This window comes from Hydrogenophaga sp., from assembly GCF_030651625.1.
Lineage (GTDB): Bacteria > Pseudomonadota > Gammaproteobacteria > Burkholderiales > Burkholderiaceae_C > Hydrogenophaga.
Genome location: NZ_JAUSCF010000006.1, coordinates 17,114 through 30,084, shown reverse-complemented (window position 1 = coordinate 30,084; position 12,971 = coordinate 17,114). Strand labels below are relative to the sequence as shown.

Genomic DNA, 12,971 nt, shown 5'->3' with positions numbered 1-12,971 from the left:
TGCTGAAAGCTCAGGCCGCAGCAGCCCGCGGCTGCCGAGACAACTTCCAAGCCACCTGAAGACGCCAGGCCAGGAACAAACCCACCAGGGAACAGAAGCTTGTCACCACCCAGGTGGACTGCCATCCGCCCATGGCCACCGCCACCCAGGCCACCAGCGGTGGTCCCAGAAATTGCCCCAGAGAAGAAAACTGCTGCATCCAGCCCACCGTCGTGGAGACGGTGCTGTTGTCGGGCGCGAGTCCCACAGCCAGGCCAAACAATGTTCCCGGGATCAAACCGCCCAGGCACGAGAACACCAACACCGCACCATACTGAAGCACCGGATGCCCCACCGCAGCGAAGGCTACCCATGCACCCAGCGCCATGGCAGCGTACCCCGTTGCCAGCAGAATCCCTGGCCGCACGCCGAGCGAGAGGCAACGCCCTGCCGCGATATTGCCGCCCATGTTGATACCGGCAGCCACGGCACTCATGACACCCGCCGCCCCGGCTGAAAATCCCGATTGCCCGTAAATGGTGGGCAGGAAACCAACCACCGCCATCCACTGACCCGAATACACGAAGAACGCCAGGGCCACCAGCCAGGGACCGGAGCTCGACAGGGTGCGCAGCAGTTTGGGCACCAGCGCCGATGCCGCACCCGACGGATGGCGCTCAGGCCCATCAGCAGCGATCCCGCGCGCCAAGCCGAAGGCAGCCATCAACGACAGCGCGGCAAGGCTTGCCCAAGCCCAGCGCCATCCGATACCTGCCAGCAGCGGTACGCCGAGCAGCAAGGCCAGCGCGGTTCCAAATGGCATGTAGGCACCCCACCAGCCCAGCGCCCTGGACAACACGGAGGGTTCACGAACCTGCTGGCGCAGCAAGGCCGGCGCAGGCAGTACCGCCAGCAGGAAGCCCACGCCCTCCAGCACCCGGGTGGCGAGCAGAACCCGCACGTCAGGCGCCAATGCGCCGAGGGCACTGCCAGCGGCAAGGATGATCAGACCGGTCAGCATCAGCCGCCGAGGTCCAAAGCGATCGGCCATCAGACCGACCGGCAAACCCAGCAACATGCCGGCCAGCTGCACCAGTGACAGCAGGAAACCGGCCTGAACCAGGGTCAGACCCAGGGACGCCTGCAGCACAGGGATGGCCACCGGCATCTTCCCGACATGCAAGGCACAGGTCACGCCAACGAGCACCACCAAAGCGGCTGTGCCGCGCGGACTCAACTCCGGACGAGCAGACGACATCAGCGCTCCGCCAAGATCGGGGTCGTCCCGGATGTGGGCTCGGCCCCAGAGGGAAAGACCGACGTCCCCATCAAGCGCTCGTGCTCACGGATCGCGAAACGATCGGTCATCCCGGCGATGTGATCAGCCACGGCACGCGCCAACGGGCGCTCGGGCAATGCACCATCCGTCATTTCTGCTGGCCGCTCGAGATACACGGCGAACAGATCGGACACGATCTGACGCGCCCGGTCGGTGTTCTCCATCACCTGAGGATGCCGGTACAGGTTCTTGTGCAAAAAGGATTTCAATGCCCTGGACGCTGATTGCATGGCGCCTGAAAAGCACACCAGGTTGGGGGCCGAACGCACGTCTTCGGTCGATGCCACACGGGTCTCACCCAGGCGTTGGCGTGTGGTGTCAATAACGTCATAGACCTGCTCGCTCAACATCAAACGGATCGACTCGAACAGCAGCCTGCGTCCTTTCAAGCCGGCATGTACCTTCAGGGCAGCGCGCCGATGGCCGTCAAACAGCGGCACCTGCTCCAGTTGCTCCAGCGACAGCAGGCCAGAACGCACACCATCGTCAATGTCGTGCGCGTTGTACGCGATCTCATCAGCGAGGTTGCAAAGCTGCGCTTCGAGCGAAGGCGAACCGCCGTGCAGAAACCGGGCGCCCACACCTCCAGGCTCCTTCACTTCCAACCACTGGGCGTTGGCGCGGGAACAGTGCTTGAGAATGCCCTCCCGCGTTTCGAATGAGAGATTCAACCCGTCAAACCCGGGGTAGCGCTCCTCGAGCTCGTCCACCACACGCAGGCTCTGCAAATTGTGCTCGAAGCCACTGCTCTGCTCGGCACTGCCCACTGGCAACGACTTCAAACAGGCGTTCAACGCGTCCTGACCCGCATGACCGAACGGGGTGTGGCCCAGGTCGTGGGCCAGCGAAATGCCCTCCACCAGGTCTTCGTTCAACTGCAGGGATCGCGCGATGCTACGCCCCAGTTGCGCAACTTCGAGGGAGTGGGTCAGGCGCGTGCGAAAGAGATCGCCTTCGTGGTTCAGAAAGACCTGGGTCTTGTAGACCAGTCGCCTGAATGCGGTGGAATGAATGACCCGGTCCCGGTCTCGCTGGAACACCGTGCGCGTGGGGGCAGCCGGTTCGTCGATCCGTCTGCCACGACTTTGCGCCGGATCGCTCGCATAGCGCGCCAGTTGCCCCGGCAGAGGGGATTGATCCACATTCATGCCGAGGCGCAACTGCTGCGAATCACCTCAGCAACCAGATCGTCGGGCACCTCCTGCAGCCGGGCGCGCCCAGGTCCGTCAATCACAACGAACCGAATGGCGCCTCCTTCTGCCTTTTTGTCGACCCGCATCAGCTCCATGTAGCGCCCTACGTTGTCGTGCGTATCGAGCAGCGGTGCGACCACCGGCAAGCCCGCCTTCTTCACCAGTGACGCCAGGCGGTCAACAAAGGCCTGATCGACCAGGCCAAGCGACAGGGACAGGCGCCCTGCCATCACCATGCCGCAGCCAACCGCCTCGCCGTGCAGCCAGGACCCATATCCCATGCCCGCTTCGATGGCGTGACCAAACGTGTGACCGAAATTCAGTATCGCGCGCAGCCCCGACTCGCGCTCATCCTGGCTCACCACCCAGGCCTTGATTTCACAGCTGCGTTTGACGGCAAACGCCAGAGAGGCTTTGTCGCGAGCCATCAAAGCGTCCACGTGGTCCTCGATCCATTCGAAGAAAGCCATGTCGGCAATGGGTCCGTACTTGATGACTTCGGCCAGCCCCGCGCTCAGTTCTTTGGAAGGCAGCGTTGAAAGCGTGTCCAGATCACAGATGACGCGAAGGGGTTGGTAAAACGCCCCGATCATGTTCTTGCCCAGGGGATGGTTGATCCCCGTCTTGCCACCCACCGAAGAATCCACCTGTGCCAGCAGCGTTGTCGGCACCTGTACAAACGGGACGCCACGCATGTAACACGCTGCGGCAAAACCCGTCATGTCACCCACCACGCCGCCACCCAAGGCATAAAGCACGGTCTTTCTGTCGCACTCGTGCTGGAGGAGTTTGTCGAACACCAGGTTCAGGGTGGCCCAATGCTTGTGCGCCTCACCATCGGGAAGCACCAGCGCATGCACAACGGCGTGGTGCACCTCCAAAGCGTTTTCAAGCCGATGGAGGTACAAGGGCGCGACCGTTTCGTTGCATACGATCAATGCCGACCGACCTGCAGGCAGTCCATGAAAGCTGCTGGCCGTGTCGATGAGGCCGGAGCCGATGTGAATCTGGTAACTGCGTTCGCCCAAAGCGATCTCGACGCAGTCCATACCCGGTCTGATAGCTGTCTCGTTCATGATCGGAGTTTAGATCAGCACGAAAGGAGCTTGCGTCGGCTGAAAAGGGTGGGGGCAGGTCAGCGGAACGAATCTCTCCCTTGCAGAAGTCGGCAACTCCGCGCTGCCGGAAGGTGAGCAGCCGACTTATGGGGCAGACCTTCCGACCACATGGCCAGAAAGCTCAAGCTGCATCGCAATCATGTTGACCAACATGGCCACCGACGGCCTCCCTGTCTCGATCACAAAGTGGGCGGTCTCCCGGTACAGCGGATCCCGCTCCGCATACAGATCGCGCAGTTTGGTCAATGGATCGGCCACTTGAAGCAGTGGCCTGTTGCGGTCGTGACGCAAGCGCCTGAACACCTCTTCAGGCGATGAGCGCAGGTACACGACCTGGCAGCGCTCATGCAATCGTTGCCTGTTTTCAGCTCGGAGCACAGAGCCTCCGCCTGTGGAGAGGACACAATCTGTTCTTTGGGTCAGCTGATCGATTTCGTCTGCTTCGACCTCGCGAAACCGCCCTTCGCCCTCTCGCTCAAAAAACTCGCGAATCGAACAACCCAGACGTTGCTCGATTCGCGCATCAGAGTCGACGAACAACAGATTGAAGCGACGGGCCAGTTGCCGGCCAACAGTGGACTTGCCTGAACCAGGCAGACCCACCAACGCGATACAACTCACTGGTATGAAACCTTGAGAAAAGATCAAAGGCGTACGAGGGGCGGAGCTTTAACAAAGCCAGATCAACTCCCAGCCTTGATGCCGGCACCAAATCGGTACTGGTCTTGGGATTGTGCCTGGATCAGTTTCCAGAATCTTCTTCAACAGTGATTTCCACATTGACTCGCTGCGAGTCCTGATCAAGAACAATAAAGGAAATATCACTGCATCCAGCAGATGTCAAAACGGCAAACTGAGGATCCTTACCACGCAATTCGGCCACACCGGTCGAAGACAAAGGTAGAGGTACATACCGCTGTGCACCATTTACAACCTGAATGGTGCCGAATTCAAAGTTCTGGGGGAAAGAATTCAAGAGCCGGAAGGGAGGCTTTCCACCATTGATGGTGTGTACGGACAGTGCATTGCTGGTTGCTCTATCACAACTTGAAATCGTCCAAGTGACCGCTGCTGGATCAACCGCCATCTCGCCCACATCCCCCGGCTCATCGCCTCCACCACCACAAGCCGTCAGTGCAACACAAGAAAAAACAACACTGGAAAGTTTCCAAAGCTTCATAACGGGTCCCTATGAATTCAATTCTCGATGAAATTAGCGCGACACGCCGCGATCTGTGATCACGCGGGGTGTCAAGAATACAAGCAGCTCGGACTTGTTTGCGGTGCGGCTGCGGTTCTTGAACAGGTTACCCACCACAGGAATATCGCCCAGCAAAGGCACCTTGGTCACATCGTCAATTTCAATCAACTCGAAGATACCGCCAATGACCACGGTGCCACCGTTCTCGACCAGCACCTGGGTTTGCACGTGCTTGGTATTGATGGCGATACCGGCTGTGGTCGTTTCGCCGCGGCTGTCCTTGTTGATGTCCACATCCAGAATGATGTTGCCTTCCGGGGTGATCTGCGGTGTCACTTCAAGCTTCAGGTTGGCCTTTCGGAAGGCAATCGCCGTTGCGCCGCTGGAAGTGGCGGTTTGGTAGGGGTATTCTGTACCCTGTTCGATCAAGGCCTTCACCTGGTCGGCCGTGACGATGCGCGGGCTGGACACAATCTTGCCCCTTCCATCGGCTTCCAGGGCGGAGATTTCCAGGTTCAAGAACCTGTTGGCCGCCGAACTGAAAAGCGAGACGGCAAATGCGGCCGCGTTGAATCCGCCCGCGCCGGTAGAGGGCAGATTGACAAACGAGGTGTTGATGGTGTCAAGCACGTTGACGCTCTCCACCGTTGTGCTCGACACGGCGTTGTAGCTGCCGCCAATTGCAATGCGATCCGATCCACCAATGGGATAACCAGGCTGACCACCCCGCACACCACGAAGGTCGCTACCCCCCAGACGAACACCTATGGAGCGACCGAACCGGTCATCTGCTTCCACGATGCGCGCCTCGATCAGCACCTGGCGAATCGGAATATCCAGCTTGGCAATGAAGGCTTGAACCTGCTCCAGCTTCGATGGAATGTCGGTGACAAACAGCTGGTTGGTTCGGGGTTCGGCAATCACGCTGCCGCGTGGGGAAAGAATCCGGGCGCCAGCGGCTCCTCCTGCTCCACCCGAGCCACCCGCTGAAATCTGTGTGGCGATGTCGGCCGCCTTGGCGTAGTTCATCTGGAACCCCTGGGTTCTCAGCGTTTCAAGACTTTCGATGGAAGCCTTGGACTCAAGCTCCTGCTTTTCGCGTGCCGCAATCTCATCGTTGGGTGCAATCCACAGCACGTTTCCATTCTTGCGCATCCCCAGGCCTTTCGCCTGAAGAATGATGTCCAGCGCCTGATCCCAAGGAACGTCCTTCAAGCGCAAGGTGACCGCGCCGGTGACGGAATCGGAGGTGACCACGTTGAAATTCGTGAAATCGGCGATGACCTGCAACAGCGATCGGACTTCGATGTTCTGGAAGTTGAGCGACAGCTTTTCGCCGTTGTAGCCTGGTCCCTGCGTGAGTTTGGTGGGGTCGATGGCCTGTTCGCGCACTTCCAGAACAAACTGGTTGTCGCTCTGGTAGGCGGAATGTTCCCAATTCCCCTTGGGACTCACCACCATGCGCACCCGGTCGCCTGCCTGAGAGGTCACGATGTGGTCTCCACCGGCGTGCCGAAGTCCGTGACGTCAAGCCTTCTCCTGAGCCCTTCCGGGAGCGAAGTCTTGAGGAACTCGACGACGAGGTTTTGTCCTTGCTGCCGTATGTCAACGCCCACCTGGTTGTTGGCCAGTTCCACCACGACACGTCCGGAACTGCCTGCACCGCGGCGGAAGTCGATGTCCCGAAGAGGAGCGACAGCATTGTTTCGGCTTTCAGCAAAGGCCTGAGGCTCTGCGGGAGCCACCGTGGTCGCAGCCGATCGATCCAGCACCACAACCAGGGTATTTCCATCCATGCTGGCCTGGTAGGCCGAAGGCTGCTTGAGGTTGATCACCACACGCGTGCGATCACCCGCCTGCACCACATTGGCCGAGCGCAGATTGCCCTGGTTCAGGTCGATGGAATTGCGACCGATCGCGTTGGCCATGCCAGGAAAGTCCAGCGCAATCCTGGCGGGGGACTGAATGGTGAATCCAGTGGGTATGCTCGCCAACGGTTGGTTCGTCTCGATACGAATGACCTCAACGCCCCCTTGAACGCCCCCCGTAAGCGACTTGATGGCATTCTGGGCACTTGCCCATGTGGAACCCAGGGCAACCAGTGCAAAGACCAGTCCCTTTCCGAACTGACGCTGAATGGAGCTGGACATCTTGGCCTTTGTTGGCTTGTTCATTTCGAAGCTTCCTCTTGTAGCTGTAGCGCTGCTGGTCGTTGGGTCCACTCACCCGATGCGTCTTGCACAATTTCGCGCAAAACGACCTCCGTCTCGGTGATCCGCTCGACGCGGCCGAAGTTTTGTCCCAGGTAGTTGCCGGGGCGCACCTGATACAGAAGGTTGTCCACCTTCACCAGTGCCACGAGCTGGCTTTGCTGACTCAGGCTTCCCACCATCGACATGACATCCAGCGGAAAGGACTCCAGAGGCTGCTTGCGCCGATTGAGCTCGGGTTCGATCAACGAGGAGTTGGATAACTGAACACTCTGACCACTGCGGAGAATGCTGGCCAGCTTGCTGTTGCTGAACGGCTCTTCCAGGCTCTCCCCGGTGTAAGCCTTAGGATCAAATTTGGAGGGCTCGGGGATGGGCGTCACGCTGGGCCGAATGCTGTTGCGCTCGCTCACCATCCATTGCTGCAACTCATCTTCACCCGAAGCGGAGCACGCGCTCAGCAATGCGGCAATGACCGTCAGAAGGATGGCGCCAGATATTTTCTTTGGAGTCACTTCTTGGCTCCCGCAGCAGGTTTTGCCTTCTGTTGCAACGCAATTTCTTCTTCATCCAGGTAGCGGAAGGTCTTGGCAATGCCATCGAGAGTCAGCACACCTTCTCGATCCCGCACAGGCGTCAAAGCGAGGTTGTTCAATGTGACGATCCGAGAGAGATTGGCGATGTCAGCGGCGAACAGCCCGATGTCGTGGTACCCCCCCGTGACCCGCACCGTGATGGGCAATTCTGCGTAGTACTCCTTGACAGCAACCTGCCCGGGCCTGAAAAGCTCAAACTGCAGGCTTCGCCCCAAGCCAGCCTGGTTGATGTCTGAAAGCAGCGCATCCATCTCGGCCTTGCTGGGCAGTTGCTTCTCAAGCTGGGTCACATAGGTTTGCACCTGCTCAAGCTGTTTCCTCAAAGCGTCAAGGTTCACCGCCTGCACCAATTTGCCCCGGTAGCTCGCACGGAGCTGTGTTTCCCGAGCTTTCTCAGCCACGAGCTGCTCGTCGACATCCTTCAGCCAGACGAACCACAGAGCGGCAATCACAGCTGCGCAAACGACCACATACAACAGGTTCTTTGGCAGGTAGGGCCACTGAGAAGGGTCGTTGGGATCCAGTCCCGAGAACTGACTCCGAAGCTGGTCCTGGATTCGCTTGAAATCCAGATTCATTGATTTAGATTTAGCCATGGTATGAAATGACCTCGGTCAGACTTTGCCAGGCGTGCCAGGCGCACGCGGCACCAGGGCGGCCCCGGTAGCGTCACTCGGGGTCGGCCGCTGGAGCGCAACCCGGACAGTGAAGTTCGATACCCGGCGTTGTTCCCTGTTGTTGACAGGCACCGTCGCAGCAACGATCTCGATCAGCTCAGGCCGCTTTAGCCAAGGGCTTTGATTGCCCAGATTTCTCAATAACTCAGAAACCCGTTCCTGCGATTGGGCCGTCCCGGTCAGCAACACGCTTTGTCCCTCTTGCTTCATGGTCCTGAGGTAGATGCCATCGGGCAATTGGGCGACCAGTTCATCCAGCAGGTGGACAGGAAGGTTGCGGTCGGCCTGCAGATCTTCCACGGCCGTCTGGCGCGCGCGCAAAGAAGCGATTTCGCGCTGGAGTCCAGCGATGTCCTTGATCTCTTCATCGAGGCGGGCAATCTCGCGTTGCAAGAAACTGTTGCGTGATTCCTGGGTGGATATTTCCCCTTGGTACCAGGTGAACACAGCGCCACAAATGATGCCGCCGAGCATCGCGGCCAGCGCGAGCTGAGTGAAAAACTGGTCCTTTTGCCGCTTGCGCGCAGCCTCGCGGTGAGGCAGCAAGTTGATCAAAATCATTGGTAGAACCTCCGCAGAGCCAGACCTGTCGAGGTGAGGTAGGACGGGGCCTCACGGGCAATCTTTCGCGGCTGTACCGTCGACGCCATTTCCATGGCATCGAATGGGTTGATCACCATGCACGCAAAGGATGTTTGGTGGGTGATGGCCTCCGTCAACCCAGGCAGTGACGCGCTTCCACCCGCCAGCAGTATGTGGTCCACCTTGTTGTACGGGGTGCTGGTGAAGAAGAACTGAAGGGCACGACCGATTTCCTGGGCCATGCTTTCGATGAATGGCTCCAGCACCGCAGAGCGGTAGTCGTCGGGGAGCTCACCCGAGCGCTTCTTGGCCTCGGCTTCGTCTGACGAAAACCCATATTGGCGGACGATCAACTGGGTCAGCTGCGCGCCACCAAAGGCCTGATCCCGCTCGTAAAGCACATCCTCGTTACGGATGACCTGCATGCTGGTGGTCAGGGCGCCGACTTCAAAGAGCGCCACGAGCGAATCCACACCCTGATTTGGCAGCGTTTCAATCACGCGCCCGGCCGCCATGCGCGACGCATAAGACTCCACATCCATGACCACGGGCTTGAGCCCCGCAGCCTCAGCAAGTCCCTGGCGATCGGATACTTTTTCCTTGCGGGAAGCGGCGATGAGCACTTCCACATCGCCGACCGAATTGGCGCTGGGACCAATAAGACAGAAGTCCAGACTCACTTCGTCCAGCGAAAAGGGAATGTACTGGTTCGCCTCGGATTCGACCTGAGCCTCCAGCTCTTTGTCAGACAAACCGCCCGGCAGGATGATCTTCTTGGTGATCACAGCTGCAGCCGGCAACGCAAGTGCCACATTCTTGGTCCTGCTGCCGCTCTTGCGGACAACACGACGAACCGCGTCGGCAACTTCGTCAAACTTCTCGATGTTGCCGTCCGTGATCCAGCCACGCTCAAGTGGCTCCATGGCACAGCGCTCAAGAACCAGATCTCCCGACCGGTTTCGACTGAGCTCGACCAACTTGACGCTGGATGAACTGACATCGATCCCCAGCAATGGTGCCGATTCCCGGCTGAATAACGACCCCAATGAGCTCAAGGTGGCCCCCAGAATAGATCGCGCCCAAGGGCGCTAGACTTAAGAATTCACTTGAATGCTAGCAGCAAGCCCCTTGAGCAGCAAAGACATTTTGTCTTTGGAAGACAATGGAGCGTTGCCAAAAGCATACGCATTTTTTTACGCTTGTAGGTACGGGTTACGACCCTGCGGTCTTCAAACATCCACCAACCCAGGCCAAGTGGGCCCTCACTGTCACCCGTGCTGCAGCGTCATTTTTATAATCAGCTGCATATCTACTGATTCACTGCATGCCCAAAGACCAAACAGCCACATCCCACGGCTCTCGCAAACCAGTATGGATGGACCATCCCGCTCTGTGGTGGGCGATTCGCCTTGTGGTAGGTCTGGCCGGACTGGCGGCGGCAGGTGCGGCAGGGCTGTTGATCGTCATCGCCATTGCCCTTGCAATGGCGTACCCCAACCTGCCTGACGTCACCAGCCTCGCGGATTACCGCCCGAAGCTGCCGCTGCGCGTGCTCTCCGCTGACGGACAACTCATCGAAGAGTTTGGCGAGGAAAGACGCAACCTGTTGACCATCAAGGAAATTCCGGATGTGATGATCAACGCAGTCCTTGCGATTGAAGACACCCGATTCTTCGAGCACAGTGGCGTGGACTATCGCGGCATGGTGCGTGCCGGCCTGGCAAACCTCGGGCGCGCCAAGAGCCAGGGTGCATCCACCATCACGATGCAGGTCGCTCGAAATGTTTACCTCTCGGCAGAGAAAAGCTACACAAGAAAAATTTATGAAGTTCTGCTGACGTTCAAGCTGGAGCACATGCTCACCAAGCAACAGATTCTGGAGATCTACATGAACCAGATCTTCCTTGGTCAGCGGGCCTATGGGTTTTCTGCCGCCTCCCAAACCTATTTCGGCAAGCAGCTGAAAGACGTGACCATCGCCGAGGCAGCCATGCTGGCCGGATTGCCCCAGGCTCCTTCTGCTTACAACCCCATATCCAACCCCAAGCGCTCGCGTGCCAGGCAGCTGCACATCATCGATCGCATGGAACAGAACGGATTCATCACCTCCGCCGAAGCTTCGGAGGCCAAGGCTGAAAAGCTGGCGGTTCGTCGCGTTTCCCAAAGCCGCATTCACGCCGAGTTCGCGGCAGAGATGGTGAGACAGGCGATGGTGGCGCAATATGGCGACGAGGCCTACACAAGGGGGCTCATCGTGACAACCACCTTGCGCGCAGACGACCAGCTGGCGGCTTACAACGCAGTCCGAAAAGGTGTGCTCGACTTCGAAAGCCGACAGTTCTATCGCGGCCCGGAACTGTTCATCGACTTGCCCACCGACCCCGCAGCGCGGGACGACGCAATCGACAACGCGCTCACTGAGCGCCCGGACAATGGCGACCTGCTCACCGCCGTCGTTCTTGAAGCAGGGCCCCGCAAGGTGGTGGCTGTGCGCCAGGATGGCGAGCCGTTTGAAATCACGGGCGAGGGCTTGCGCCCAGCCCGCTCGGGCCTGGCCGAGAAGGCGGGCCCGAATATCAAGCTGCGTCCAGGGGCGGTGATTCGCGTCTTCAAGACGGGCGAAAAGTCATGGCGGATCACGCAGTTGCCGGAAGTGGAGGCCGCATTCGTGGCTATGGACCCACGAACCGGAGCGATCAGGGCGCTGGTGGGCGGATTCGATTTCCAGAAGAACAAGTTCAACCATGTGACCCAAGCCTGGCGCCAACCCGGGTCGAGCTTCAAACCCTTCATTTATTCGGCCGCTTTGGAAAAGGGTGTGTCGCCCATGACTGTGGTGAACGATGCACCACTGTTCTACAGCGCCAGGGACACCGGGGGAAAGCCATGGGAGCCAAGAAACTACGATGGGCAGTTTGAAGGGCCCATGTCGGTGCGCCGGGCGCTGGCAAAGTCCAAGAACATGGTCTCGATCCGCATTCTGGAACTGGTTGGCACGCAGAGTGCGCAATCCTGGGTGGCCCGCTTTGGATTCGACGCTGAGAAACACCCCCCCTACCTCACCATGGCGCTGGGTGCAGGCGCCGTGACACCGATGCAGATGGCCACTGGTTTTGCCGTTTTTGCCAACGGCGGATACCGTGTGGCTCCCACCCTGGTTTCGCGGGTGACCGATCACAGAGGCAAGGTGATTTTTGAAGCAACGCCGCCAGCACTGGATGATTCGATGCGTGTGATCGACGAGCGAAATGCATTCGTCATGAACAGCCTGCTTCAGGAAATCACGCGCACCGGCACCGCTGCACGCGCCCAGTCGCTGGGCAGACCAGACCTGTATGGCAAGACCGGTACCACCAACGATTCAGTGGATGCCTGGTTCGTCGGCTTCCAACCCTCCGTGGTGGCTGCGAGCTGGGTCGGCTACGACACGCCTCGCAACCTTGGAAGCAGGGAAACCGGCGGCGGCCTCAGCCTGCCCATCTGGATGTCGTACATGTCTGAAGCACTCAAGAATGAACCCGTCGCAACCTACACGCCTCCGCGTGGCGTGATCAGGGTCGGGGGCGAGTGGTACTACGAAGAGTACGGGCCGGGCAACAGCGTGCACGGCATCGGTCTTGGCGATCCCTGGCCAGGACAGGCCGTGGATCCTGCTCTGCTTGGAGGCACCGAGGGCTCCAACCCACCGTCAGCGCCACTGCGATCCGATGACCGGCGAAGTATTCTGGATCTGTTCAGGAACTGAAATCCAGCGTCATGTTGGCCTGCTCAGATGCAAATCGGCGAAGGTGCTCCCAGAATTCACCCTGGCCTTTCGTGTCCATCCATTGATTGCCGTCGTACCGGTAGTGAAAGCCCCCTGCACGGGCAGCCATCCAGATTTCTTGCAGTGGTTTCTGAAGGTTCACGATGATCTGGCTGCCACTGGGGAACGTGAGGGTAATCATTCCCCCCACACGCTGGTTGTCGATGTCCGCATCGCTGGTGTCGTTGATACGATCACAAGACAGTTCTATGCTGCGCAACAGCGCTTCGGCGTGGTCCAGATACTCGATATCGGTCATTACAATGCGCAG

At 59.1% G+C, this 12,971-nt stretch carries 11 protein-coding genes and 1 pseudogene; 1 reads left to right on the top strand and 11 read right to left on the bottom strand.

From position 1 onward, the window contains the following. Positions 1-10: 10 nt before the first annotated feature. The 10 genes and pseudogenes from Q7V46_RS01635 to Q7V46_RS01590 form a co-directional block, all read right to left on the bottom strand. Entirely contained in the window at positions 11-1,237 is a 1,227-nt protein-coding gene (locus Q7V46_RS01635) for a CynX/NimT family MFS transporter (protein ID WP_304911758.1), read from the bottom strand. Next, positions 1,237-2,466: a deoxyguanosinetriphosphate triphosphohydrolase gene (locus Q7V46_RS01630; RefSeq protein WP_304911757.1), complete on the bottom strand. Its 1,230-nt coding sequence runs from the start codon at positions 2,464-2,466 to the stop codon at positions 1,237-1,239. Before Q7V46_RS01630 ends, Q7V46_RS01635 begins: the two co-directional genes overlap by 1 nt. Beyond that, complete coding sequence (aroB, locus tag Q7V46_RS01625; protein WP_304911756.1) at positions 2,463-3,587, bottom strand: 3-dehydroquinate synthase; 1,125 nt, start codon at positions 3,585-3,587, stop codon at positions 2,463-2,465. Before aroB ends, Q7V46_RS01630 begins: the two co-directional genes overlap by 4 nt. A 126-nt stretch (positions 3,588-3,713) precedes the next feature. Beyond that, positions 3,714-4,232 carry a shikimate kinase gene (locus tag Q7V46_RS01620; RefSeq protein WP_304912017.1) on the bottom strand — a complete coding sequence of 173 codons (519 nt, stop codon included), beginning with the start codon at positions 4,230-4,232 and terminating at the stop codon, positions 3,714-3,716. 139 nt (positions 4,233-4,371) lie between these two features. Next, the gene (locus Q7V46_RS01615; RefSeq protein ID WP_304911755.1) at positions 4,372-4,809 is read right to left on the bottom strand and encodes a hypothetical protein; all 438 of its coding nucleotides are present in this window, start codon (positions 4,807-4,809) and stop codon (positions 4,372-4,374) included. 33 nt (positions 4,810-4,842) lie between these two features. Continuing rightward, a pseudogene (pilQ, locus tag Q7V46_RS01610) lies at positions 4,843-7,004 on the bottom strand (type IV pilus secretin PilQ). Continuing rightward, positions 7,001-7,555, bottom strand: a complete 555-nt coding sequence (locus Q7V46_RS01605; protein ID WP_304911754.1) for a pilus assembly protein PilP — start codon at positions 7,553-7,555, stop codon at positions 7,001-7,003. The pseudogene pilQ and the gene Q7V46_RS01605 overlap by 4 nt, the downstream one beginning before the upstream one ends. Next, the gene (locus tag Q7V46_RS01600; protein ID WP_304911753.1) at positions 7,552-8,232 is read right to left on the bottom strand and encodes a type 4a pilus biogenesis protein PilO; all 681 of its coding nucleotides are present in this window, start codon (positions 8,230-8,232) and stop codon (positions 7,552-7,554) included. Before Q7V46_RS01600 ends, Q7V46_RS01605 begins: the two co-directional genes overlap by 4 nt. An 18-nt stretch (positions 8,233-8,250) precedes the next feature. Next, positions 8,251-8,874 (bottom strand): PilN domain-containing protein, encoded by a 624-nt coding sequence (locus Q7V46_RS01595; RefSeq protein WP_304911752.1) that lies wholly within the window; start codon positions 8,872-8,874, stop codon positions 8,251-8,253. Further along, on the bottom strand, positions 8,871-9,950 hold the full coding sequence (locus tag Q7V46_RS01590) for a pilus assembly protein PilM (protein WP_304911751.1): 1,080 nt from the start codon (positions 9,948-9,950) through the stop codon (positions 8,871-8,873). The genes Q7V46_RS01595 and Q7V46_RS01590 overlap by 4 nt, the downstream gene beginning before the upstream one ends. 320 nt (positions 9,951-10,270) lie before the next feature. On the opposite strand from Q7V46_RS01590, the gene Q7V46_RS01585 reads away from it, so the two are divergent. After that, complete coding sequence (locus Q7V46_RS01585) at positions 10,271-12,640, top strand: penicillin-binding protein 1A (RefSeq protein ID WP_304911750.1); 2,370 nt, start codon at positions 10,271-10,273, stop codon at positions 12,638-12,640. Here the strand turns inward: Q7V46_RS01585 and cyaY are convergent. Continuing rightward, positions 12,630-12,959, bottom strand: coding sequence for an iron donor protein CyaY (gene cyaY, locus Q7V46_RS01580; protein WP_304911749.1), 330 nt, complete (start codon positions 12,957-12,959; stop codon positions 12,630-12,632). The two genes, Q7V46_RS01585 and cyaY, sit on opposite strands and share 11 nt — an antisense overlap. Positions 12,960-12,971 lie beyond the last annotated feature (12 nt).